This is a genomic window from Gilliamella sp. wkB292 (assembly GCF_001690235.1).
In the GTDB taxonomy this organism is placed as follows: domain Bacteria; phylum Pseudomonadota; class Gammaproteobacteria; order Enterobacterales; family Orbaceae; genus Gilliamella; species Gilliamella apicola_F.
The window spans coordinates 15,418-40,838 of sequence record NZ_LZGO01000024.1; the positions used below are offsets into that span (position 1 = coordinate 15,418).

The window sequence follows — 25,421 nt, forward strand, 5'->3', positions numbered from 1 at the left end:
ATTTGATTTAATCTTGGCATTTTAGCTTATAACCAAAAATCGAAATATAACCATTATTATAATGCTCAGGGAAATTCTTTGCACATCGATAAAATTAGTTTTTGATAAACCTAAATAGTTGGTTGTAAATTCGGTAACATAACCAGAACATTCCCTTCATCAACGTAACACCAAGTCTAACAACAACAGTCAGAATTATAATTGATAATAAAAAATTCGACCTATAACCATTATATGCTTAGCATATTCTAGCGCTATGCGGTGCATAGATTATCCCCAAATGTTGCATTAACTCCAACAGCAACACCTAATAAAATTGCGTTAAAAATAACTCGAATAAATAGATCTTTGACAAAATATCAATAAATTGCAGCCGTATCAATTTTCTCTTTTCGTAAACATCGTCAAAAATATAGCCAGAGCTGAGTATAAAGCACATACTAATAGGGTAATTATTATCATTGTTCCAATGACAAAGCAATCACCTTCCATTCCCTAAAAGCCAGCAAACTTATGTATCATCATCATTTCAAACCAAAAAATATTATTGCATAGCCCATACGGGAATAACAAAACCATAAGTTTGTTACTGTAAATATCATACAAAATAATGTATAAATAGCATCAAAATGAAAGATTTGATTTAAAACATAAAGTTAATTACACCATTATGAGCTATAAAAATACTTTTAAGCGAAGATACTTAATGAGGAGAGTAGCAAGAAGAAATATACTAATGAAGTAAAAATAGACAAAAAACTAAAATGCAATACAAATCATTTCTGTCGGTGATGAACAAATTCACCTTTATGTTTATCCTATCATTTTATCGAAAGGGTAAAACATTGACGTTGATCCAAATAAGGCTATCTTGGTCATTACATTTAAATAGCGAATAAAAAATAGTAATTGTTATTTTTAAGGCAGATTTTTTGCATAAAAAAAATCACAGAATAATTTCTGTGATTTTTGTTGTCATTGAATTAAAAATATTCAAATAAATTAGCTTTTTTCTACTTGGCTAAAATCAAGTTCAACAGGTGTTGAACGACCAAAAATAGAAACTGAAACTTTTAGGCGACTTTTTTCGTAATCAACTTCTTCAACCACACCATTAAAGTCAGCAAATGGTCCTTCATTAACACGCACAAGCTCACCTGGTTCAAACAGTGTTTTAGGACGAGGTTTGTCACCGACTTGTTGTAAGCGGTTCATAATTGCATCAACTTCACGTTGACTAATCGGTGCTGGTCTATCCGATGTACCACCAATAAAGCCCATAGTTCTTGGTACACTTTTGACCAAATGCCAAGTCGCATCGTTCATTATCATTTCAACTAGTACGTAACCTGGGAAGAATTTACGTTCACTCTTACGGCGTTGACCACTTTTCATCTCAACGACTTCTTCTGTAGGAACTAATACTTCGCCAAATGCGTCTTCCATATTATGTAATTTGATATATTCACGTAATGATTGTGCAACACGCGCTTCATAACCTGAGTAAGCTTGAATGACATACCAACGTTTTTGTTGTGCTTCGCTCATATTAACGTCCTATTGATGTTAAATAAAAGACTATTGAACGGAATAAAGAATCCATTCCCCAAAGTGCTAAGCCGACAATCACAGTAATTGCAGCAATGAGTAAAGTTGTTTGTACGGTTTCTTTACGTGTTGGCCAAACTACCTTTCTTAGCTCTTTTCTAGATTCTTGTAAAAACACATAAAATGCCTTACCTTTATTTGTTGTAAAGGCAATAAATAAAGTTAACAACGAAATTACAACAACCGCAATAATTCGTACAATAGTATTTGGTTGATATATATCATTAGGTCCAGCAAAATAGAAATTCCCCCAGACAATAAACGCAATCAGTACTAGAACTAAACCCCATTTGAATTTGTCTAGATTCGTGTTTGTATCTTGACTCTCGTTACTTACTAGCATATAAAACCTATGATTATGTTATTTATAATAATATCTATTTTCCAAAATGCTCTTTAAAGAAAAACATTTTGCTAAACAGACTAGATAAGAAAGGGTATCAAACGACACCCTTCTTATTGTCGCTAGTGTATAAAATTATTTAATAACTTTAGCAACAACACCCGCACCAACAGTACGGCCACCTTCACGAATCGCAAAACGTAAACCTTCTGCCATCGCAATTGGGTGAATTAATGATACTGTCATTTTGATATTATCGCCTGGCATTACCATTTCTACACCTTCTGGTAACTCGATAGTACCTGTTACGTCAGTTGTACGGAAGTAGAACTGTGGACGGTAACCTTTGAAGAATGGAGTATGACGTCCGCCTTCTTCTTTACTTAAAATATAAACTTCTGATTCAAAGTCTGTATGTGGTGTGATTGAACCTGGTTTAGCTAATACTTGACCACGTTCGATTTCTTCACGTTTAGTACCACGTAGTAACACACCTACGTTTTCACCTGCTCGACCTTCGTCAAGTAATTTACGGAACATTTCAACGCCAGTACAAGTTGTTTTTGTAGTCGGTTTGATACCAACGATTTCAACTTCTTCACCAACTTTGATTACACCGCGCTCTACACGACCTGTTACTACTGTACCACGTCCTGAAATTGAGAATACGTCTTCAATTGGAAGTAGGAATGGTTTGTCAATATCACGCTCTGGCTCTGGAATATAAGTATCTAAAGCTTCAGCTAATTCAACAATTTTGTCTTCCCATGCTGCATCGCCTTCTAACGCTTTTAACGCTGAACCACGAATAACTGGTGTGTCATCACCTGGGAAATCGTATTGAGATAGAAGTTCACGTACTTCCATTTCAACTAATTCTAATAATTCTTCATCATCAACCATATCACATTTGTTTAAGAATACGATGATGTAAGGAACACCTACTTGACGTCCTAAAAGGATGTGCTCACGAGTTTGTGGCATAGGACCGTCAGTTGCTGCTACTACTAAGATAGCGCCGTCCATTTGTGCTGCACCAGTGATCATGTTTTTAACATAGTCAGCATGGCCCGGGCAGTCTACGTGTGCGTAGTGACGAGTTGGTGTATCGTATTCAACGTGTGAAGTATTGATGGTAATACCACGTGCTTTTTCTTCTGGTGCGTTATCGATTTGATCGAATGCACGAGCTTGACCGCCGTATTTTTTAGCAAGTACAGACGTAATTGCAGCAGTTAAAGTTGTTTTACCATGGTCAACGTGGCCGATTGTACCAACGTTAACGTGGGGTTTTGTACGTTCAAATTTTTCTTTAGACATCTTAATGTTCCTTTATTTAACCACTTCCCTAATTTAATAGGGAAGTGTTACTTTATTTATATAAATAATTATTTCGCTTTACGAGCTTCAATAATTGCGGTTGCAATATTTGTTGGTGCTTCATTGTACTTCAAGAACTCCATTGAGTAAGAAGCACGACCTTGTGTTTGCGAACGAAGGTCTGTTGCATAACCAAACATTTCTGAAAGTGGAACTTGTGCTTTAACTGTTTTACCAGTTGCAGTATCTTCCATACCTTCGATCATACCACGACGACGGTTTAAGTCACCGATAACGTCACCCATATAATCTTCAGGGGTTTCAACTTCTACTTTCATAATCGGTTCTAAAAGCACAGGTTTAGCTTTCATGAAGCCTTCTTTAAATGCCATTGAACCGGCAATTTTAAATGCCATTTCTGATGAGTCGACATCATGGTAAGAACCATCAAAGATTGTGACTTCAACATCAACAATTGGGTAACCAGCAAGAACACCGTTTTTCATTTGTTCTTGACAGCCTTTATCAACTGCTGGGATGTATTCTTTAGGAACCACACCACCAACAATTTCGTTGTTGAATTTGTAGCCTTCGCCACCCGCTTCCAATGGTTTGATTTTTAACCATACATGACCATATTGACCACGACCACCAGACTGACGAACAAATTTACCTTCTTGTTCAACTTCATTGCGAATTGTTTCACGGTAAGCAACTTGTGGTTTACCAACATTTGCTTCCACTTTAAATTCACGTTTCATACGGTCAACGATGATTTCTAAGTGTAGTTCACCCATACCAGAAATGATAGTTTGACCTGATTCTTCATCAGTGTGTACACGGAATGAAGGATCTTCTTGTGCTAGTCGACCTAAAGCAAGGCCCATTTTTTCTTGGTCAGCTTTAGTTTTTGGCTCTACTGCAACAGAAATAACAGGTTCAGGGAACTCCATTCTTTCAAGAATGATAGGTGCGCTTTCAGCACATAATGTATCACCTGTTGTTACGTCTTTAAGACCGATTGCTGCAGCGATGTCGCCAGCGCGAACTTCTTTGATTTCTTCACGTTTGTTAGCGTGCATCTGAACGATACGACCAAAGCGTTCTTTTTTATCTTTAACAGAGTTAAGAACAGTATCACCAGAGTTAACCACACCAGAGTAAACACGGAAGAATGTTAAGTTACCAACAAATGGGTCAGTTGCAATTTTAAATGCTAATGATGAGAATGGTTCATCATCACTTGAATGACGTTCTGCTGGTTCACCATCTGGTAATTCACCTTTAATCGCTGGAACATCAGTCGGTGCAGGTAAATATTCAACAACTGCATCAAGCATGAATTGAACACCTTTATTTTTAAAGGCACTACCACAAGTTACTAAGATGATTTCATTAGCAAGTACGCGTTCACGTAATGCTTTTTTCACTTCTTCTTCAGTTAACTCTTCACCACCAAGGTATTTTTCCATTAACTCTTCGTTTGCTTCAGCTGCAGCTTCCATTAAGTTAGCACGCCATTCTTCGACTTGCTCAACCATGTCAGCAGGCACATCTTCATAAGTAAATGTTACGCCTTGATCAGCATCGTTCCAGTTAATTGCTTTACGTTTAAGTAAATCAACTACACCAGTAAATCCTTCTTCAGCACCGATTGGTAATACTAATGGAACAGGTACTGCTGCTAAACGTGTTTTGATTTGTTCTACAACACGTAAGAAGTTAGCACCCATACGGTCCATTTTGTTTACAAATGCGATACGTGGAACTTTATATTTGTTTGCTTGGCGCCATACTGTTTCTGATTGAGGTTGCACACCACCAACCGCACAGTAAACCATAACTGCACCATCAAGTACACGCATAGAACGTTCAACTTCGATTGTGAAGTCAACGTGTCCCGGGGTGTCGATGATATTGATACGGTGTGGTTCAAATTGTTGTCCCATACCAGACCAGAATGCAGTGGTCGCCGCTGACGTGATAGTAATACCACGTTCTTGTTCTTGTTCCATCCAGTCCATGGTAGCTGCGCCATCATGAACTTCACCAATTTTATGACTTACACCAGTGTAAAACAAAATACGTTCAGTTGTTGTCGTTTTACCTGCGTCAATGTGTGCACTGATACCGATATTGCGGTAGCGTGCTATAGGGGTTGTACGAGCCATATTAATCCTCTATTTAGAATCGTTTGCTTAATAAAATATCATTTAGGTCGACTGACAGTAGATATGTGCTGTCAGTCTATTTTCAAGCCACTTAATATAAGTGGTTGATTACCAACGATAGTGTGCAAACGCTCTATTAGCCTCAGCCATACGATGAACATCTTCACGTTTTTTCACAGCGGTACCTTTGTTTTCAAAAGCATCCATAAGTTCATTCGCTAGGCGTAAAGCCATTGATTTATCGCCACGTTTACGTGCAGCATCTACAATCCAACGCATTGCAAGTGCATTTCGACGAACAGGACGCACTTCAACAGGAACTTGGTATGTAGAACCACCAACGCGACGAGACTTAACTTCTACAGTTGGTCTTACGTTATCTAGTGCAACTTCGAAAGCTGCTAAGTGGTCTTTTCCACTACGCTCAGCTAATTTATCAAGAGCTGAATATACGATTGATTCTGCGATAGATTTTTTACCATCTACCATTAAAATATTGACAAATTTTGCCAGTAAATCTGAACCGAATTTCGGATCAGGTAAAATTTTTCTTTGACCGACAACATGACGACGTGGCATTGGAATACTCCGTTTATATGTTATAAATTTTCAGGTTTACCCAAAACTCAAATGAGTTAAATGGAATTTTATAGTTTGGCCTTACTTAACGGAGTACCATTAAGCTTTAGGTCGTTTTACACCGTATTTAGAACGGCTTTGTTTGCGATCTTTAACACCTGCGCAGTCTAATGCACCGCGAACAGTATGATAACGAACACCAGGTAAATCTTTAACACGACCACCGCGGATTAAAATCACGCTATGTTCTTGTAAGTTATGACCTTCACCACCGATGTAAGAAGTCACTTCAAAACCGTTGGTTAAACGTACACGGCATACTTTACGTAATGCTGAGTTAGGTTTTTTCGGTGTAGTTGTGTAAACACGTGTACAAACACCGCGTTTTTGCGGGCATGCTTCAAGGGCAGGAACGTTACTTTTCGCTTCCTTTAAGGCTCTTGGTTTGCGTACCAGCTGATTAATTGTTGCCATTAATAAGCTCCTGATTAATTAAAATAAATTTAAAATTGCATTTTAGATACGTAATTAATAACTGTAGACCAAAACCTATGTATATAAGTTTTGGGTCGCAAGATTCTAGACCCCAACAGGCATAATGTCAAGTATTACCACAAGTTGTTTGTCGGGTTTAATACATATTTAATATTGATTATAGCGAGGTATAGTTGAGTATCATCAGTAAGCGGATTATTTTTATCTTAGTAAGATTTTTAGCCACTAAAATAGTATTTATTACACAGTTAGTTGTAATTGATGGCTTAAGTTTAGGTACACTCGTATTTTATGTGTAATTATCAACGTGGTTTTATCGATAAAGATTAAAATTATATTAATCAAATTTTTGCATTAAAAAATAGTAATATTATACTGATCGTGAATTTACCATGTATTAAATAACATCTATGAAAAGTGAATCTTACAAAGTTGTTTTACTCTTTAATGCAAACAATATTTATGACCGCCAAATATTAAAAGGCATTGGCGATTATTTGAAATTGCATAATATTCATTGGAATATTTATATTTCAGAAACCCTGCGTTATGATGCAAAAACCGCTTTTCATTTTGATTGTGATGGGATTATTGCCAATTTTGATGATCCGGATATTGAAGACTTGCTGGCTAAAGAAACCATTCCTATTATTGGTGTTGGCAGCTCTTATCATGATCACGTAAGCTATCCAAACGTACCTTATGTGGCAGCTGATAATTATGCCATTATCGAAAGTGCGTTTAATCATCTATGCGAAAAAGGCATCCATCAATTTGCTTTTTATAGTATACCGCCAACGCGATATTGCCGCTGGGCAGCAGTAAGAGAAAAAATATTTGAGCAGATCTTAGCGCAAAAAGGCTACCAAGGGGTTATATATCAAGGAATGACTACCTCGCTGGATAATTGGCAAGAAAGCCTAGACAAACTGTCTAAATGGTTACTCGCTTTACCGGTTAATACAGGCATTATTGCGGTCAATGACGCTAGAGCGCATCATATTTTGCAAGCGTGTGATAGAGTGGGAATAAAAATACCTGAACAGTTATGTTTGATTGGGATTGATAATGAAGAGGTGATCAATAATTTGTCGATGGTGTCGTTATCGACTGTCAAGCAAGGGACTGAAGAGATGGGATTTAATGCGGCAAGTTTATTAAATAAACAGTTCGCAAAAGGCAAAATCTCAACAGAACCACTCCTTATAGCACCTAAAAAAATTATTGCTAGGCGCTCAACTGATTACCGATCAATACAAGATCCATATGTAATTCAAGCTATGCATTATATTCGCGATTATGCTTGTAAAGGAATTAAAGTTGAGCAAGTTATTTCTGAAATGCAAATATCTCGATCAAACTTAGAACTTCGTTTTAAAGAGTCATTAGGTAAAACAATTCATTGTGTCATTCATGAAGAAAAGTTTAATCGAGCCAAATACCTATTAATTGAATCTTCACTGTCGATTCAAATGATTTCTGAGCAGTGTGGTTACCCCTCTGTACAATACTTTTATTTTTTATTCAAAAAGCTTTATGGAATGACACCTAAAGATTATAGAAATAAGTATGCTGTCAATAAAACTTCATCATGATATCGCGTTAATAAAAATTATGTTGTATCACTTTATCACCAGAAAAAAGTTGCTCGTTACTAACAAAATTTTTCTGGTGTGAATAGACTATTTTTTAACTGAACCAATCGATAATATGGCTATGCCCCCCATTGTGGCAAATATCAATGAAACGATAAAAATAGCAGAAAAGCCAAATACTGAAATAACAAAAGCAGCAATAATTGGTGCTAGTGCTTGGGTAATAGTATTGCCTAGATTGTAAATACCTAAAAAGAATGCTATGCGATTTTTATCGGGAATCACTTTTAAATTTAATAAATTGTCGAGTGAATTCCAGATCCCCATACCAATACCAGCAGTAAAGGCATAAATAAGGACACCATTTAGGTTTGGATAAATAAATAAGCTTATTGCACCAATACCTAAAAAGATAGTGGACAGTCCAACAGGTAGTTTTAGAATTTTTAATTTATCGGAGATTGGTCCTGCAATGAACCCCATTAAAATGCCTAATATAAGCATAATCAAATTAATTAGCTGAATTGAATTTTGGGTTGCTTGCGCATCATGGTGGATAAAATCGGTCATGATATATAATAAGTAACCTGCAATAGTAAAATTACTGACACCTTGAAAGAGTTTACCAATTAGCGCTAAGTAGTAGTCTCGTCCAATTGACCACTTAGGGAAAATTGTTAACGCACCACTAAAACTATTTTGCTTTCTGATTGCACGATGGGTGGTTGCTTGATTTAGATTAGCTGGCTCTCGCACTATGATGACAGCAATTAATATACCAATAAATGCCAGCACACCAAAGATAACAAAGCCAAACCGGAAATTACCTAAAAACATTGCAGCAATAATTGTAAAGCCATTATTACCAAGTGCCATTCCCAGCCCACCATAAGCACTCGATGCGGTGCCTTTTCTATCGTCAGCGGCAAAATCTATCCAAGCCACCATGGGCGCAACAATAAAATTCAATGCAATTTGACCAAATAACCAACAGCCCAGTAAAAAAGGTATGCTATCAGCCGTTGACGCTAATATCATAGCAAGCATGAAAGCGATGCCACCACAAATTATCCAAGGTGAGCGATTACCAAATTTTGAGCGTGTTCGATCTGATAAATAGCCTGCAAGCATATTGGATATTGCCGCAATCACCATACCGCAGGCAGAAAATAGGGCTAATAGATGGATCTTGTTGGCTTCATCAATTTGTTGAATTAGTGCCGGTAAAAAGAGACTTGATGCAGCAATATATGGACCTAACCACGATGCAGGACCAATGATTAGCCCAGGGATAAGTCGAGTTAATGGAATCGTTATTTTCATAATATATCGCCTTAAATCTCAATCATTATTTATTACATAGTAATAGTCAAAGTCAGCATAAGATTGATGCTGATAGCTATCGACAGAGGCAATAAAATTAAATAAGCCAGTAAATCCACCTATTTCACCCGGCTCGCCATTAACGCCTTCATCAGATAAGTAAAGGACATCCAAATTACTCATGAAAGATAGCCAAGCGTTATCGCGTTTGTAAAATAGTTCAATAATACCTTGTTGATAGACTATTTTGAGTTCAACAACACCATGAGGTATAGCAACACGGTGATTGGTGAACTCGATTCGAACGCCTAACTTTGCTTGTAGAAGGCTAAGAACGGTAGTTTTTAGTTGTTCGTTATAGGTTAAGTGAAAGTAAATCCAATTATTGGCATCATAGTAAAGCCCAACTCCTGCCGTTTGTGAATAATGCTCGGGCTGGAATTCGACTTTGGTTTGAACGTGATAATTAAACGATGTGGCCCTTGTTGCCATGATAGCCGGATTAACTTGAGAAAATAGTGAATTTTGCCCATATATCCTGAGATGACTTGTGCGTTCATAGCTATTGACCCAATTAGTGGTTTGATTTCTATAAGGTGTCATAAAACGTAATGAATATGATCCATCAAACTCATCAATCACATCGTGATTGAGTGGCTTACCAAGTGGTAGTTCAGAGTCGAAATCCATTTTAGCCAAATTAGAACCATCAGCCATGACTAACCAACCGTCGTCAGTCCACTGCATTTTTTGGATTGAAGTTTCGCGTCCAAGTGGATTTAGTAATGTGTTTTTTATCGGTCTGGACATCAGATGAGCAATGTACCAATCGCCATTTTGTGTCTCAACTAGTGAACCATGTCCAGCTTTTTGCATGATTGAGTTAGGATTATACATTTCAAAATGACCCGCATCAGGATCGCCCAATGAAAATAGATGATTAGGCGAAGATGTCACAATAGGTTCTAATGATGGATGAGGTTGGTAAGGGCCAAAAATAGTTTTACTACGCCCAATTTCAATGCCATGTGCATAACCGGTCCCTCCAGCTGCGATTAACAAATAATAATAATCCTGTTTTTTATAAAGTTGCGGTGCTTCGGCGCAGCCTCGTGTGGTGAAACCTTGTGTAAGGCGAACCCAAGGGCTTACTAATTTTTTATGGTCTAAATCGATTTCGGCTATTACGATATTACCCGGTGCTTGGTAACCTTGACGTGTTTCCCATTCTAGAATGGTTAAATAATGTTTACCATCCTCATCATGAAACAGTGCAGGATCAAAACCTATTGAGGTGATGTAGATAGGTGCAGACCAAGGACCCTGAATATTATCGGCAAACGTTACATAGGTATCGGCATTAAATTCTCGTCCGGCCATATTGATCATGTGAGAGTAAATAAGCCAATATTTTTTGGTGATGCGATCGTACGATAAATGTGGGGCCCATATTCCTGCTGGTGTATGTGTTCCTGATAAATTAATTTCTCCTTGTTTAAACACATAGTCAATAAGTTGCCAATTGGCTAAATCAGTTGATTTAAAAATTTGTATCGCTGGTAGCCAATGAAAAGTCGAGGTTACAAGGTAATAAATATCATCGACACGAATAATCGATGGGTCGGGTGACATACCGGGTATAACGGGATTATTTATTTTTAGCATGTTATTTTTCTCTTATCGTTAAATTATTGATACTCAATGAAAAATATAAGTTGCATAACAGATAAATTAAAACGTGCTTTTCAATATAATTTATCTCTGTTTATTTTGTTATTATCAAATTTGGTTTTAAATTTATGAAATTTGGTTTATGAGATATTTGTCACAATCTGAAAAATATAAAAAATTGGCAGGTAAATTAAGATTTTTAATTCTAAAAAAGATCTGCTTAGCACAGGTGGTGTGTAACAATCGCCAATCAAGCTAGCGGTAGTTTATTGACACAATAATGTTATGTTAACGCCTTTTTATTGGGAAGAGCGATTTACTTAAGTATTGATATGATTGGTTTTCGATAGTGGAAATAAGGGGGAAGGTAACATGATTCCTTCCTCCTTTGATGATCATTAACACATGAGTGGTTTTAGTTGCTGATAAATCTGTCTAAAAACAGCGCGTTGTTGTTGATAGATTTGATAATTATCACGGTTAGGTTGATGCAGCTGAATTACTTTTGGTGAAGGTAATAAATCGTTTATAGGGGTATCTGGATGGCAAGCAATTTGGGCCAATTTAGCTGCCCCTAATGCCGGACCCACTTCACCGCCTTCACAATATTCAATAGGATAACCAGAAATATCACAGATTAATTGTCGCCAGTAGGCACTTTTTGCCCCGCCACCAATTACCATTATTTTATCGGGCGAAATGCCAGTTTTCGCAACGACATCGATACCGTCAGCCAGTGCGTAACTGACACCTAACAATATGGCTTTAGCTAAGTCTACTTTGTTGTGCTGATTAGTTAAGCCAAAAAATACGCCTTTCGCTTCAGGATTATTATGTGGCGTTCTTTCGCCAGATAAATAAGGTAAAAATTGGATGGGAGGTTTAGCATCAGTTTGATCGGTTTGAATTAATGAAATTAGCGTAGGTACATCTTTAATTGATAATAATTGGCAGCCCCAATCAAGGCAAGATGCGCAGCTTAACATTACGGACATAAGATGCCAACGATTTGGTAATGCATGGCAAAAACTGTGAATAGCCTGTTCAGGTTGACTAATAAAATGATCTGTGACAGCAAAGTAGACGCCCGAGGTGCCAAGTGATAACATCGCTTGTCCTGATTGATAGAGCCCAACACCAATTGCACCAGCTGCATTATCACCGCCACCAGCAACCACCGGAATGGTATTAATTCCCCAACTTTTTGCAACTTCATCGTTGACATAACCGGTGATTTGGTTACCTTCAAATAGCGTCGGCATATGATGCCTGCTTAGTCCGCAAGCGGCTAATAGATCATCATTCCAATCACGTTTTTCAACATCTAACCACATGGTGCCGGCTGAATCTGACATGTCTGATGCCAATTGTCCGGTAATGTTAAGACGTAAATAATCTTTAGGCAGGAGCACTTTATCGATTTTGGCAAAAATGTCTGGCTCATGATTTTTAACCCATTTGATTTTAGGCGCAGTAAAGCCAGCCATCATTAAATTACCGGTAATTTTTCTTGAATTCGGGACTTGCTGTTCTAATTGATGACACTCGGCATCGCAGCGGCCATCATTCCATAAGATGGCTGGTCTTAAAATTTGCAATTGTTTATCTAATAATACTGCTCCATGCATTTGCCCACTTAAACCAATCGCTTTAACGTGTTGTAAATCATGCAGTGAACGAAGTTCACGCATCGCTATATTGGTCGCTTGCCACCATTGATTTGGATCTTGTTCTGACCAAAGCGGAAAAGGGCGAGACACGCTAAGAGGTTGTGTTGTCGATGCGATAATGTTTTGCTGTTCATCCATGAGAATGACTTTTATACCGGAAGTGCCTAAATCAATACCAATATACATATATTTCTCCACTACAATGTTTATTAAGGCTACGGGTTTGTAGCCCTAATAAACTTATGTTGCCTAACGATTAGCCAAAAATGAACTTATTGACTAAGTTTTCAAGTTTTTCTTGCTCTCCACTACGTGTTTTTGGTTGTAATTTATGTTTTAGACTATACTCTGCAATTTGTTGTAATGACATTTTTCCCTGTAATATATCGTTACCAAGTTGTTTATCCCAACCAGCATAACGATTGGTAACACATTGGCTTAATGTTTGGCTTTCGAGCATTTTTGCTGCACTTTTCAATGATAACGCCATAGTATCAATAGCGCCAATATGACCATAAAAGACATCGTATTTATCAACGCTTTGACGGCGAATTTTGGCATCAAAATTTAGACCGCCTGTTTTAAAACCACCACTTTTTAGGATTTCATACATGACAAGAGTATTTTCTTCGACACTATTTGGAAACTGATCGGTATCCCAACCTAATTGTGGATCGCCTCGATTGGCATCAAGCGAACCAAAAATATCAAGTGAGATAGCTGAGGCAACTTCATGTTGAAAAGAGTGACCAGCAAGGGTGGCATGATTAGCTTCGATGTTAACTTTTATCTCGTTTTCTAGTCCAAATTGTTTTAAGAAACCATAAATAGTGGCAACATCATAATCATACTGATGTTTGGTGGGTTCTTGAGGTTTAGGTTCGATTAGTAATGCACCTTTAAAACCAATTTTATGTTTGTTTTCAACAACCAATTGCATAAATTTACCCAGTTGTTGTCTTTCTTTACGAAGATCGGTATTTAAAAGTGTTTCATAGCCTTCACGACCACCCCATAGCACATAATTTTGTCCACCAAGTTTATGTGTGGCATTCATCGCATAGACAACTTGCGTTGCTGCACAAGCAAAAACTTCTGGATCCGGATTAGTTGCCGCACCCGCTGCATATTTTGGATTAGTGAAACAATTTGCTGTGCCCCAAAGTAGGTTAACGCCTGTTTGTTGTTGTTTTTCTAGCAAAATGTCAGTCATAGTGGATAAATTATTGATGTATTCTTGAATTGAACTCCCCTCAGGTGAAACATCCACGTCATGAAAAGCATAAAAAGGAACATTCATTTTGTAGAAAAACTCAAAAGCAATCTCGGCTTTTGCTTTAGCATTGATTAAAGGATCACTACTTTTTTGCCAAGGATAATCAAACGAACCAGAACCAAACATATCGGTACCTGCCCAACAAAAAGTATGCCAATAGCAGATTGAAAAACGTAAATGTTCAGCCATTGTTTTACCTAAAATTATCTGGTTTGGATCATAATGTCGAAATGCAAAAGGATTATCTGATTGTGTTCCTTCATAGTTGATTCTATCTATTTTGTCGTAATATTGATTCATAATATTCCTCTAAATGGTGCCTAATAAGTTAATGAGAGAGTTATCTTTGCTTGTTTTAATTTAGTGTTAAGCACAGTTGTGTTAATACGTTGTAATCAATATGCATTAAATTTGAAACTAACGACAATTATTAAATTTTGTAATTATTTTATGTTTTTTTATTTTTGTGATGCAGATCAAACTCTATAAGCACCTCTAGTGACATGTTTGATAATGAATGATTTTTTTGACTGAATAATGAGGATTTTTGAAGATTAGCTGGTTGGTAAGTAACTAAGCTATTACTACGGTGTTAATCGTAGCAATAGCTGTTTAAATTAGTGATGATCAATAAAGATAAATTTTAATGCGAACAATAATGCAAAAATAATTACACAAAGATTGAGTTCTTTAAATTTACCTGTACAGGTTTTTAATACCACATAAGAGATAAAGCCAAGCGCAACACCTTCAGTAATTGCAAAGGCAAAAGGCATCATCAAAGCGGTAATAAATGCAGGCGTTGCATCGGTTAAATCAGACCAGTTAACTTTGACTAAACTTGAAACCATTAAAATACCGACAAATATGAGTGCGCCAGATGTGGCATAACTTGGTACTAAATGTGCAAGCGGTGATAAAAAGGTCATCAGTAAGAATAAGATTCCAACCACAACAGCTGTTAAGCCAGTTCGTCCACCAACCGAAATACCCGCAGAACTTTCAATATAAGTTAATACAGATGATGTACCAAATAATCCGCCTAGTGATGAGCTAAAGCTATCGATTAATAGTGCTTGACGCATTTTAGGAAAGCGTCCTTTTTCGTCCGAAATGCCTGCTTTGTCGGTTAAGGCTAAAATTGTGCCTGATGAATCAAATAAGCTAACAATCATCACTGAAAAAATCACACCCATAATACCAATGTTGAATGAGCCAGCAAGATCAACATGACCAACAACTGGTGCGACACTCGGTGGCACTGCCGCTACACCTTGATACGTAATATTAGGATCAAGCCATAACGCCAGTAGTGTGACTACAAATATTGAAATTAAAACCGCTGCATGGAAATTGCGCGCTGCTAAAATAATAATAATAAAAAAACCAAGAGAGCCTAATAAGACTTTGAGTGATAAGATATTGCCCATGGTTAAGAGTGTTGCCGGTGAACTCACGACTATGCCCATATTTTGGAAGCCCATAAAGGCAATAAATAGTCCAATACCTGCACTAATCCCTACTCGTAAACATTGTGGAATATGCTCAATTAACCAATGACGTACTTTAAATAGTGATAAAGCGAAAAAGACTAAAGAACCCCAAAATATCGCGCCCATGCCAATTTGCCAAGAATAGCCCATTGCGCCGCAAATCCCATAGGCAAAAAATACGTTAAGTCCCATCGCTGGGGCCAATGCGATCGGTAAATTGGCAAACAAACCCATTAAAATAGTGGCAACAGCTGTCACCACACAGGTAAGAACGAATACCGCAGAAGTATCCATACCGGTTGCAGATAAGATAGACGGGTTAACAAAGATGATATAAACCATAGTAAGAAAGGTGGTACAACCAGCAATGATTTCGGTACCAATGGTGGTTTTTTTCTCTTTCAATTGAAATACTTTTTCGAATATTGAATTCATAAGTTAAGGCCTAATTTTGATTGATAATAGTCAATGTGCATTTAGTGTGTTTTTGCTGTGTTTATCTAAAATTTTTGTAAGCCAAAAATAGAAAAGATGCGAAGTATTCACTCCACATCTTACAATAAACAGAGTTTTTACTGCGTTATTATTGCCAGTTATTTATTTAGGTCAAGTGTTATTCTATCGGACTACCATTTCCTGCGGCAAGATTAGCATTTACCGGAATATCTATTTTAACTTTTAAATTATTGTTAGTATTTGAAGTTTCCATATCAATCGACATGGTTTGACTAACTTGATATTGATTATTTGTTTCATGTTGTTTATCAATATTAAGAAACTGTAAAAGGTGATTTGCAATCTCTTCTTCACCGGTAACAACTTTGGTTGCACCATGTTCTTCAATATATTCGATTTCATCTTCGTAAAATGCTCGTACATAAATTTCTAAATCAGGATTCACCGTTTTCGCCTGTTGCGATATTTCTGCTGATTTATAGCCATTTGGCGAGGTAATAATTAACCATTTGGCTGATTTGATATGAGCAAAATTGAGGATCCCCGGCTTTATTGCATTACCAAATACCGCAATTAATCCATCATGGCGAATTTTTTCAACTAAAGTTAGTGACGGCTCGATCACTATAAACGGCACGTGATGGGCAATTAATTTTTCGGCAATCATACTACCTAATCTATCATAGCCAATTAAAATAGCATGGTTTTCAACCTCGGGTATTTGTTGGTTAATTTCAATAATGGGATCAATCATTCTATCAACAATGTTTTCAGTGCGTGATAAGTAGTATTCGAGCATATTAAATATGAAAGGGTTGAGCACAATAGATATGATAGAACCAGCTAAAATTAGGCTATGCGCTTCATCAGGAAAGATCTGTAAAGTGATACCTAATGCCGCAAGAATATAAGCAAACTCACCAATTTGCGCCAGACTTGCTGAAATAGTTAAAGCGGTGCGTTTAGAATAACCAAATAATCTGACTATCAAATATGCAGCGAGTGATTTGCCTAAAATGATTATTACAATCACCGACAATACGGCAATAGGGTGAATCAGTAATATTTGTGGTTTGAATAACATTCCAACTGAAACAAAAAATAGTACGGCAAAGGCATCTTTTAATGGCAAGATATTTTTAGCGGCCCGATGGCTAAAATCCGATTCAGTTAATACCATTCCCGCAAAAAAAGCGCCCAATGCAAATGAAGCGCCAAACAGTTGTACTGCTGCTAAAGCAATACCTAAAGCAATAGCAAGTACGGTTAGTGTGAAAAGCTCTTCAGAACCTGTTGCGGCACTTTTGGCTAATAGCCAAGGAATCGTTCGTCGACCAATTACAATCATGATAGCGATAAAAAGAATTACAAGACCTATAGTTTTGGCGACTTCTTTGACAACATCGATTGTATTATAGTTATCGCTATCACTAAACATGGTAGCAATCGCAGGTAGCAATACAAGTGTTAACACCATGACTAAATCTTCAACAATTAGCCATCCCACTGCAATTTTACCACGACGACTCTCTATCAGATTTCGATCTTCTAGGGCTCTGAGTAATACAACTGTACTTGCAGTAGATAAGCACAGCCCAAATACTAATCCTGTTAAAATCGGCCATCCAATCAAGCTAGACATACCCATTCCAAGCAATGTGGCAACGGTAATTTGAACAATTGCACCGGGAATAGCAATGTTTTTTACTTGCATAAGATCTTTTAATGAAAAGTGTAGCCCTACACCAAACATTAACAAAATAATGCCTATTTCTGCTAGTTCTTGCACAATTGATGTATCTGCAACAAATCCAGGTGTTGTGGGTCCAACAATAATACCGGCAATAAGATAACCGACTAGCGGGGAAATACGTAAACGATTAGCGAGTAATCCAAGTAGGGTGGCAAGTACAATGCCGCCGATAATGGCAATGAGTAAAGGCCCGGTGTCATGCATGTATACCTCCTTGCTTTGTAAAGGGTGAGTTTGAAAGTATGGAGTGTGTTAATGTTAACATAACATGATGATTTTTTGAATTAATAGATACAGTTATTCACCAATCACTGTAACAGGTAAATAGTTTGGTTTAAGCTTTATTTACTATTTTTAGATATGAATAATTGCTTTGAAAAAAATCGGCAATTTAGCTATTTCATGCTTTAAGTCGGACAGTTAACAGATTTAGCTTTGATTTAATAAACAAACGGCGCTTTTTAATCAAAAGTTAACTTAGTTTTAGCCCACTTAAGTGGGCTAATGCATTTTATGCTAACTGACTTATTCCGGTTTGTTTAGTTTAATTTTGACTTTAAGAATACGATTGACTTTCTACTTTAGTAGTTTCAATAGCTTTAAAAAAGGGTGATTGAGTCTTGCTTGGTAGGATAGCCAAACCATTTCCAGTTAGTTCGATAAGTAACGAATGTACTATCATAATGAGTTAACTTAGTTTTAGCCCACTTAGGTGGGCTAATGCATTTTATGCTAACTGTCTTATTCCGGTTTGTTTAGTTTAATTTTGACTTTAAGAATACGATGACTTTCTACTTCGGCAATTTCAAATTGATAATCACCAATTTGGATGGTATCGCCAACATTAAGTAAATGCTGCGCTTTTTCCATCAAAAGTCCCGCTAAGGTATGATATTCTCTTTTATCATCAATAGGGATTGGGACAAACCTGATCAATTCTTCAACAGGAATATAACCATTAGCTATCCAACTATTATCCTCTAAGCATTGAATATCATGTTTGGCGTCGATTTCCTCTTCTTCGGTTGGAAAGTCCCCCGCGATGGTTTCAATGATATCTGTGACAGTCACAACACCTTGCATTGAACCAAATTCGTCAACCACAAAGGCAAAATGGGTTTTAGCTTTTTTAAATTGTTCTAACGCAACTAATAACGAGACTGTTTCTGGAAAAATCAGCGGTTGTTTTATTAGTGCACTAATATCAATCGGCTCTTTGTTTTGTAGTACATCTTTTAAAAGATCATTAACCTGAATAATGCCTAATGGTTCATCAATTGAAGCTGTATCAGTCACCACTAATCGTGAATGTGGATTATCGAAAATTTCTTTTAAAATAACTTCACGATTTTCATTAATGTTGATCATATCAACATTTAATCTTGAGGTCATAATACTGCTTACCGAACGCTGTGCAAGCCCGAGTACCCGTTCAACCATACTCAGTTCTTGATGATTAAATACTGATACTTTTTTATTGGCATCAGATACAACATCAACGGTATGCGTGTCTGGATCTTCTTCGGCATCGCCTTTAAGTAAATGTAATATCGCTTCGGCTGTGCGTTCACGTAATGGTTTTTTGTTTAACGCTTTACGACGATTAAAGATCGCTAATTGATTGAAAAATTCAATCATAATCGAGAAGCCAATTGCGGCGTATAAGTAACCTTTAGGTATTGCAAAACCAAATCCTTCAGCAACCAAACTAAAACCAATCATCAATAGAAAACTTAAACAGAGGATAACGATTGTTGGATGTGAATTAACAAAATTGGCAAGCGGTTTACTGGCGACCATCATGATTCCAATTGCTATACATACTGCAATTATCATCACTGGAATATGTTCTACCATCCCAACGGCAGTAATCACCGAATCGAGCGAAAATACGGCATCAAGTACGACAATTTGTGCGACAACGGTCCAAAAATGAGATGTTTTTTTCGGTTTGCCATCTTCCTGTGAAGCACCTTCAAGTCGTTCATTGAGCTCCATGGTGGCTTTAAATAGTAAAAATATCCCTCCAATTAACATAATTAATTGGCGTGCATTAAAACTTATTCCTGATATCGAAAATAAAGGCGTTGTAAGAGTGACTAACCAGCCTGCAAACATTAGTAAAATAATGCGTGTAATTAATGCAAAAGCTAGCCCCGTGACGCGTGCTTTATCTCGTTGTTGGGGGGGAAGTTTCTCGGCAAGAATGGCAATGAAAACAATGTTATCAATACCAAGGACGATTTCAAGTACAACCAGAGTAGATAAACCAATCCAGATTGTAGGATCCATGATCCATTCCATATGTCAGGTGATTACCTCAAATAAATACAGCACATGCTGCCCAGTAATTCTGTCTGTAATTGGCTAAATAATCAATAAAATATTTATAATTTTTGTCAAAATTTGGTGGTTTTGTGATTGAGAGTGGGGAAGTTTTTTACTTTAATGTAGGCGTTTCTTTCAAGTTCTGAACGAGATTGGGTGATTTTGGGGTAGGGTGAGATTTCGGACGTTTCTGGCTGAGTGATTTTTTCATAACGATAATTACGTCCCAGTAAAGCGGGGATGTTAGGGGCTTTCGCAAAAATCCCTTAACTCGGACGTGTTCACAGACAAGAAAAATCAGCAAAACCATTAATGTCCGAAACCCAAACCAAACAAAAAAATCTAAGCGAAATAGGTGTTTTAGTATTGAGCTCTGAATCTTGAAAATTCCGCATCAATAAGCTAAGACGCTTATTAAAGCACATATCCGCGCAATTACAACGTGCCGACAACTGAGCGCGGTTAGCATGCCAAACAGGGATATTTGGCAAGGCGCTGTTTTGTCAGGAACAAATCAGCGGTGGTGCGTAAGACCGCACGAAGGCGGAGGGAAGTCGCAGGCCACTTTGTCCTTGTGCTGCTAGGGGTTGTTAGTGGATTTCGCAAAAAATCCCTTAATTTGGACGTGTTCACTGACAAGAAAAATCAGCAAAACCACTAACGTCCGAACCTCCAACCAAACCAGAAAATCTCTTTTAAGAAATTAAGAAATTTAAAAAACGAGTTTGATTGATAAGTAGAAATGATTCCTGACAAACATCACCAATCCTTAGCTACGCCAGAAAGTTGGTGTAAATAATACTAACAAGGTGAAGATTTCTAATCGGCCAAATAACATATCGACAACCATTACCCATTTGACTAAATCACTCACATTAGCAAAGTTATCGCTTACACTACCTAGCCCAACACCTAAGTTATTTAGGGATGAAGAGACAATATAAAAAGAATCTGTAGCATCAATGCCTGTGCCCATAATTATAAATAGACTGACTAAAAAGACTAACGCATAAGCAGAAAAGAACCCCCAAACCGCTTCGATTATGCGTTCGGGTACGACGCGGTTATTGAGTTTTAAGGTATAAATTGCGTTAGGGTGAATTAAACGCTTTAATTCACGTGAACCTTGCATAAAGAGTAATAATACACGCACTACCTTTAATCCACCACCGGTAGAACCAGCGCAGCCACCGATAAATGATGCAGAAAGTAAGAAAATAGGTAATGAAGACGGCCAGGTATTAATATCATCAACCGTAAAGCCAACGGTTGCGGCTATTGAGACTACTTGTAATATAATTTTATCAATACTTAGATGGCGTTGTGGTTGATAGACATAAATAACAAAAGCACAGATAATAATTAAAATTATAAGAATAAAAAGGAAGGTTCTAAATTCTTGATCTCGCCAATAAACACTGATAGAAAACCCATTTAGTGCCGCAAAGTGTAGTGCAAAATTACAACCCGATAAGATTAGAAAAATGGTCACAATATAATTAATGGCCGGACTGTTAAAATAAGCTAGATTATTATCATGGGTTGAAAATCCGCCCATCGAAATTGTCGAGAAACTGTGCGAAATGGCGTCAAACACATTCATGCCAGCAAGCCATAAGCAAATAGCACATAGGGTGGTGAGCAAAATGTAAATTGACCACAGTGTTTTTGCTGTTTCGGCAATACGTGGTCGCATTTTACTGTCTTTTTGTGGACCAGGAATTTCGGCCCGATAAAGCTGCATACCCCCGACCCCTAATAATGGTAAAATGGCTACGGCTAATACGATAATACCCATCCCGCCGAGCCATTGTAGCAACTGCCGGTAAAAAAGTAGTGCTTTAGGTAGATGGTCAAGATGCACAATAGTGGTTGCGCCTGTTGTGGTCAAGCTAGAAAACGATTCAAAAAAAGCTGTGGTTAAGTTAAGGTTGATATGGTTGTCAAAAATAAAGGGAAAGGCACCGATAGTCCCTAATACTAACCAAAATAGTACGACAATAAAAAATCCCTCACGCGTGGTAAGTTCATGGCGGTGATTTCGATTAGGAAGCCATAAAACACAACCTAAAACTAGCGCTGCAAAAAATGAACGAACAAAAATCGCTCCCGCACCGTCACGATAAATCAACGCGACCAGTGCTGGTAAAAGCATAAATATCGATAATAAGGCTATTAACAATCCAACGATTCTGATAATTGAACGCCAATGCATCATAATGATAGTCTCTACTTAAATCCTCGGGATGCTTTAATAAGATCATAAGCGGCTTGAATTTCTTGCGCACGTTTTTTAGCGGCTTCTAACATCTCTTTCGGTAAACCTTTTGATACCAGTTTATCTGGATGATGCTCATTCATTAATTTACGATAAGCGCGTTTAATTTCTGAGATTTCAGCTGTCGTCTCAACGCCCAAAATTTTGTAAGCATTTTGCAAATCTGATTGAGTCGAGCGACCTTGGTAACCGCCATAATTATTACCCTGATTATATTGACTATGTTGGTTATATTGATTTTGTGAGTAACCATGACTATTTTGACCAAAATGATAGCTTGCCATCATCATTTTGATATACGCCGCCATTTGCTGACGAGGTATATTAAATTCATCTGCTACAATAAAAAGAATTTCTAACTCTTTATCATCCAATTGACCATCAACCAGCGCGGCTTGAATGAGTTGTTCACAAAAAATATTTAACACATTACGTCGGTAACGGTATTGTGCATAGAGCTCAGCCAGACGTGAACGTAGTGGGTAATCACTAGCTTTGCCGCGATTGAATGATTCTTGAGCTAACTGGCGGCTGTTACTATCAAGTTGTAATCTATCCATAAATTGGCGAGCCAGATTGATATCATCTTGGGTCACCACACCTTTAGCTTTACTTAAATGTCCCAATACTTCAAAAACAACGGTTAGATAGAGCGTTGGATTTGCTTGGGTTCGTTGATTGGTTAATTTATTACAAAATGCTTGATAAAGCATTGGGCCAATAAAAAGACCCAGTATAAAACCCCAACTTGTTTTTAAGACAATGCTTAACACAAAGCCTGTAATAATCGCCCAAATAAAAGACATATTATTCGTTCACCTCAATTCGATCTATTTTTTGTAGTCCGCGAGGTAAAGCACTACCTTTACGCGCGCGTTCTGCAGTAAATTTTTGTAAATCAGCAGGATAAAGCGTTAGTTTGCGTTTACCAACATGTAAGGTTATTGATGTTGTTGGTGTGATTAACATCATATACGCTAAACTATCATCACTACCGGCAAGTGAAATAATTTTGTTACCTTTGCCTTTGGCTAATTCGGGTAAGTCTTTTACCGGAAAAATTAGCATGCGTCCTGCTTTTGTGATGGATAACAGTAAGCTTTCTTCATCAGTAATTTCAATAGGTGGTAATACCTGAGCCTGATTAGATAAATTAATGATAGCTTTACCATTACGATTGCGCGCAACTAAATCACTAAATTGACAAATAAAACCATAACCTGCACTTGATGCCAGTAATAATTTTTGATTTTCGTTAGCTGACATAAGGACATGTTCAACTATTGCCCCAGCAGGGAGTGCCAATTTTCCGGTAAGCGGTTCGCCTTGACCTCGAGCGGATGGTAATGTATTGGGTTCAATAGCGTAGCTGCGACCAGTTGAATCAATAAAGACAACTGGTTGATTACTTTTACCTTTGGCTGCTGCTTTGAAGCTGTCTCCCGCTTTATAACTTAGCCCAACTGGATCGATATCATGCCCTTTAGCCGCTCTTACCCAGCCCATTTCGGACAGCACAATAGTAACAGGTTCTGACGGTGTTAATTCTTGTTCGGTAATCGCTTTAGCTTCACTACGTTCAACAATTGGCGAACGGCGATCGTCGCCATACTTTTCAGCATCTTGCTGTAACTCTTTTTTGATTAAATTACTGAGTTTTCTTGGTGAGTCAAGTAGAGCTTGTAGTTGATCGCGTTCTTTAGCTAGATCAGCTTGTTCGCCTTTAATACGCATCTCTTCTAATTTTGCTAAATGACGCAGTTTTAACTCTAAAATCGCTTCTGCTTGTGTTTCACTCAAGGCAAATCGTTTAATCAATTCTTCTTTTGGATCGTCTTCATGCCGAATAATTTCAATAACTTCATCAATATTTAAAAAAGCTATTAATAAACCATCTAAAATATGAAGGCGTTTTAAAACCTTGTCTAAACGATAGTTTAGACGTCTGGTTACGGTATTACGGCGATACTCTAACCATTCGGTAAGAATTTCAACTAAGCCTTTCACTGCTGGGCGGTTATCAAGCCCAATCATGTTCATATTAACACGATAGCTTTTTTCCAGATCGGTTGTCGCAAATAGATGATTCATCACTTGTTCTAAATCAACGCGATTGGACCGAGGAACAATCACTAGACGCGTTGGATTTTCATGATCTGACTCGTCACGTAAATCTTCAATTAACGGCAGTTTTTTTGCTCGCATTTGTGCGGCGATTTGTTCTAATATTTTTGCACCTGAAACTTGGTGTGGTAGATCAGTAATAACAATATCACCGTCTTCTTTTTTCCAAACGGCACGCATGCGAATTGATCCACGTCCAGTTTGATAAATCTTTGCAATATCTTCTGGTGAGGTGATAATCTCGGCTTCAGTTGGAAAATCCGGCCCCTGAATGTGAGCCATCACTTCACTCAGTGTTGCTTTAGGATTATCAGCTAACATAATAGCGGCATTAGCTACTTCACGGATATTATGCGGTGGTATGTCAGTTGCCATCCCTACTGCAATACCGGTGGTACCATTTAATAAGATATTGGGTAATCTAGCCGGTAACATTTTCGGCTCTTGTAATGTACCATCAAAGTTAGGGGTATAATCGACCGTGCCTTGCCCTAACTCGCCTAATAGCAGTTCAGCATATTTCGATAAGCGTGATTCGGTATAACGCATAGCGGCAAAGGATTTGGGATCATCTGGCGCACCCCAGTTACCTTGTCCGTCAACTAAAGGATAACGGTAGGAAAATGGCTGAGCCATTAATACCATTGCTTCATAACAGGCGCTATCACCATGTGGGTGATATTTACCTAAAACATCACCAACGGTACGCGCTGATTTTTTAAATTTAGCTTGAGCATTAAGCCCTAATTCTGACATGGCATAAACAATACGTCGTTGCACTGGTTTTAAACCGTCACCAATAAATGGCAGTGCACGATCCATAATGACATACATCGAGTAGTTTAAATAAGCGCTTTCAGTAAAGGTACGTAGCGATTGAACTTCTACTCCGTCATGAGTTATCTCACTCATTATTGTTCCTCTAAATCATTCTTTAT

General features: G+C 37.5%; 17 protein-coding genes. 1 reads left to right on the forward strand and 16 read right to left on the reverse strand.

Annotated features, from left to right (window positions below):
• Positions 1-1,002: 1,002 nt before the first annotated feature.
• From nusG to rpsL, 6 genes are all read right to left on the reverse strand, one after another.
• Positions 1,003-1,548 (reverse strand): transcription termination/antitermination protein NusG, encoded by a 546-nt coding sequence (nusG, locus tag A9G09_RS02055; protein WP_065633261.1) that lies wholly within the window; start codon positions 1,546-1,548, stop codon positions 1,003-1,005.
• A gap of 1 nt (position 1,549) precedes the next feature.
• Entirely contained in the window at positions 1,550-1,951 is a 402-nt protein-coding gene (gene secE / locus A9G09_RS02060) for a preprotein translocase subunit SecE (protein ID WP_065633262.1), read from the reverse strand.
• Between the two features lie 135 nt (positions 1,952-2,086).
• Positions 2,087-3,271, reverse strand: a complete 1,185-nt coding sequence (gene tuf / locus A9G09_RS02065; RefSeq protein WP_065633263.1) for an elongation factor Tu — start codon at positions 3,269-3,271, stop codon at positions 2,087-2,089.
• A gap of 68 nt (positions 3,272-3,339) precedes the next feature.
• Entirely contained in the window at positions 3,340-5,442 is a 2,103-nt protein-coding gene (fusA, locus tag A9G09_RS02070; RefSeq protein WP_065633264.1) for an elongation factor G, read from the reverse strand.
• A 108-nt stretch (positions 5,443-5,550) separates the two neighbouring features.
• Positions 5,551-6,021, reverse strand: coding sequence for a 30S ribosomal protein S7 (rpsG, locus tag A9G09_RS02075; RefSeq protein WP_065633265.1), 471 nt, complete (start codon positions 6,019-6,021; stop codon positions 5,551-5,553).
• A 99-nt stretch (positions 6,022-6,120) separates the two neighbouring features.
• Positions 6,121-6,495 carry a 30S ribosomal protein S12 gene (gene rpsL, locus A9G09_RS02080; protein WP_034883792.1) on the reverse strand — a complete coding sequence of 125 codons (375 nt, stop codon included), beginning with the start codon at positions 6,493-6,495 and terminating at the stop codon, positions 6,121-6,123.
• Positions 6,496-6,926: 431 nt separating this feature from the next.
• On the opposite strand from rpsL, the gene A9G09_RS02085 reads away from it, so the two are divergent.
• Complete coding sequence (locus tag A9G09_RS02085) at positions 6,927-8,111, forward strand: DNA-binding transcriptional regulator (protein ID WP_065633266.1); 1,185 nt, start codon at positions 6,927-6,929, stop codon at positions 8,109-8,111.
• Positions 8,112-8,198: 87 nt separating this feature from the next.
• Here A9G09_RS02085 and A9G09_RS02090 read toward each other — a convergent pair whose 3' ends face one another.
• The 10 genes from A9G09_RS02090 to parC all read right to left on the reverse strand — a co-directional run bounded on the left by A9G09_RS02090 (position 8,199) and on the right by parC (position 25,395).
• Positions 8,199-9,434 (reverse strand): MFS transporter, encoded by a 1,236-nt coding sequence (locus A9G09_RS02090; protein ID WP_218056796.1) that lies wholly within the window; start codon positions 9,432-9,434, stop codon positions 8,199-8,201.
• 18 nt (positions 9,435-9,452) lie between these two features.
• Positions 9,453-11,099, reverse strand: a complete 1,647-nt coding sequence (locus tag A9G09_RS02095) for a family 43 glycosylhydrolase (RefSeq protein WP_065633268.1) — start codon at positions 11,097-11,099, stop codon at positions 9,453-9,455.
• Positions 11,100-11,503: 404 nt separating this feature from the next.
• Positions 11,504-12,961, reverse strand: a complete 1,458-nt coding sequence (gene xylB, locus A9G09_RS02100) for a xylulokinase (RefSeq protein ID WP_065633269.1) — start codon at positions 12,959-12,961, stop codon at positions 11,504-11,506.
• A gap of 70 nt (positions 12,962-13,031) precedes the next feature.
• Entirely contained in the window at positions 13,032-14,351 is a 1,320-nt protein-coding gene (gene xylA / locus A9G09_RS02105) for a xylose isomerase (protein ID WP_065633270.1), read from the reverse strand.
• A 317-nt stretch (positions 14,352-14,668) separates the two neighbouring features.
• Entirely contained in the window at positions 14,669-15,979 is a 1,311-nt protein-coding gene (locus tag A9G09_RS02110) for an NCS2 family permease (protein ID WP_065633271.1), read from the reverse strand.
• A 178-nt stretch (positions 15,980-16,157) separates the two neighbouring features.
• Entirely contained in the window at positions 16,158-17,957 is a 1,800-nt protein-coding gene (gene ybaL / locus A9G09_RS02115) for a YbaL family putative K(+) efflux transporter (protein ID WP_065633272.1), read from the reverse strand.
• 537 nt (positions 17,958-18,494) lie between these two features.
• On the reverse strand, positions 18,495-20,057 hold the full coding sequence (locus tag A9G09_RS02120) for a TerC family protein (protein ID WP_065633273.1): 1,563 nt from the start codon (positions 20,055-20,057) through the stop codon (positions 18,495-18,497).
• Between the two features lie 793 nt (positions 20,058-20,850).
• Positions 20,851-22,296, reverse strand: coding sequence for a TrkH family potassium uptake protein (locus A9G09_RS02125; RefSeq protein ID WP_065633291.1), 1,446 nt, complete (start codon positions 22,294-22,296; stop codon positions 20,851-20,853).
• Between the two features lie 14 nt (positions 22,297-22,310).
• Positions 22,311-23,165, reverse strand: a complete 855-nt coding sequence (gene djlA, locus A9G09_RS02130; protein ID WP_065633274.1) for a co-chaperone DjlA — start codon at positions 23,163-23,165, stop codon at positions 22,311-22,313.
• Between the two features lies 1 nt (position 23,166).
• Positions 23,167-25,395: a DNA topoisomerase IV subunit A gene (parC, locus tag A9G09_RS02135; protein ID WP_065633275.1), complete on the reverse strand. Its 2,229-nt coding sequence runs from the start codon at positions 25,393-25,395 to the stop codon at positions 23,167-23,169.
• Between the last annotated feature and the right edge of the window lie 26 nt (positions 25,396-25,421).

What these genes read in the sequence shown, in the direction of transcription:
- nusG (WP_065633261.1), bottom strand. Translation starts at nt 1,548, where the DNA reads ATGAGCGAAGCACAACAAAAACGTTGGTATGTCATTCAAGCTTACTCA.
- secE (WP_065633262.1), bottom strand. Translation starts at nt 1,951, where the DNA reads ATGCTAGTAAGTAACGAGAGTCAAGATACAAACACGAATCTAGACAAA.
- tuf (WP_065633263.1), bottom strand. Translation starts at nt 3,271, where the DNA reads ATGTCTAAAGAAAAATTTGAACGTACAAAACCCCACGTTAACGTTGGT.
- fusA (WP_065633264.1), bottom strand. Translation starts at nt 5,442, where the DNA reads ATGGCTCGTACAACCCCTATAGCACGCTACCGCAATATCGGTATCAGT.
- rpsG (WP_065633265.1), bottom strand. Translation starts at nt 6,021, where the DNA reads ATGCCACGTCGTCATGTTGTCGGTCAAAGAAAAATTTTACCTGATCCG.
- rpsL (WP_034883792.1), bottom strand. Translation starts at nt 6,495, where the DNA reads ATGGCAACAATTAATCAGCTGGTACGCAAACCAAGAGCCTTAAAGGAA.
- A9G09_RS02085 (WP_065633266.1), top strand. Translation starts at nt 6,927, where the DNA reads ATGAAAAGTGAATCTTACAAAGTTGTTTTACTCTTTAATGCAAACAAT.
- A9G09_RS02090 (WP_218056796.1), bottom strand. Translation starts at nt 9,434, where the DNA reads ATGAAAATAACGATTCCATTAACTCGACTTATCCCTGGGCTAATCATT.
- A9G09_RS02095 (WP_065633268.1), bottom strand. Translation starts at nt 11,099, where the DNA reads ATGCTAAAAATAAATAATCCCGTTATACCCGGTATGTCACCCGACCCA.
- xylB (WP_065633269.1), bottom strand. Translation starts at nt 12,961, where the DNA reads ATGTATATTGGTATTGATTTAGGCACTTCCGGTATAAAAGTCATTCTC.
- xylA (WP_065633270.1), bottom strand. Translation starts at nt 14,351, where the DNA reads ATGAATCAATATTACGACAAAATAGATAGAATCAACTATGAAGGAACA.
- A9G09_RS02110 (WP_065633271.1), bottom strand. Translation starts at nt 15,979, where the DNA reads ATGAATTCAATATTCGAAAAAGTATTTCAATTGAAAGAGAAAAAAACC.
- ybaL (WP_065633272.1), bottom strand. Translation starts at nt 17,957, where the DNA reads ATGCATGACACCGGGCCTTTACTCATTGCCATTATCGGCGGCATTGTA.
- A9G09_RS02120 (WP_065633273.1), bottom strand. Translation starts at nt 20,057, where the DNA reads ATGGAATGGATCATGGATCCTACAATCTGGATTGGTTTATCTACTCTG.
- A9G09_RS02125 (WP_065633291.1), bottom strand. Translation starts at nt 22,296, where the DNA reads ATGCATTGGCGTTCAATTATCAGAATCGTTGGATTGTTAATAGCCTTA.
- djlA (WP_065633274.1), bottom strand. Translation starts at nt 23,165, where the DNA reads ATGTCTTTTATTTGGGCGATTATTACAGGCTTTGTGTTAAGCATTGTC.
- parC (WP_065633275.1), bottom strand. Translation starts at nt 25,395, where the DNA reads ATGAGTGAGATAACTCATGACGGAGTAGAAGTTCAATCGCTACGTACC.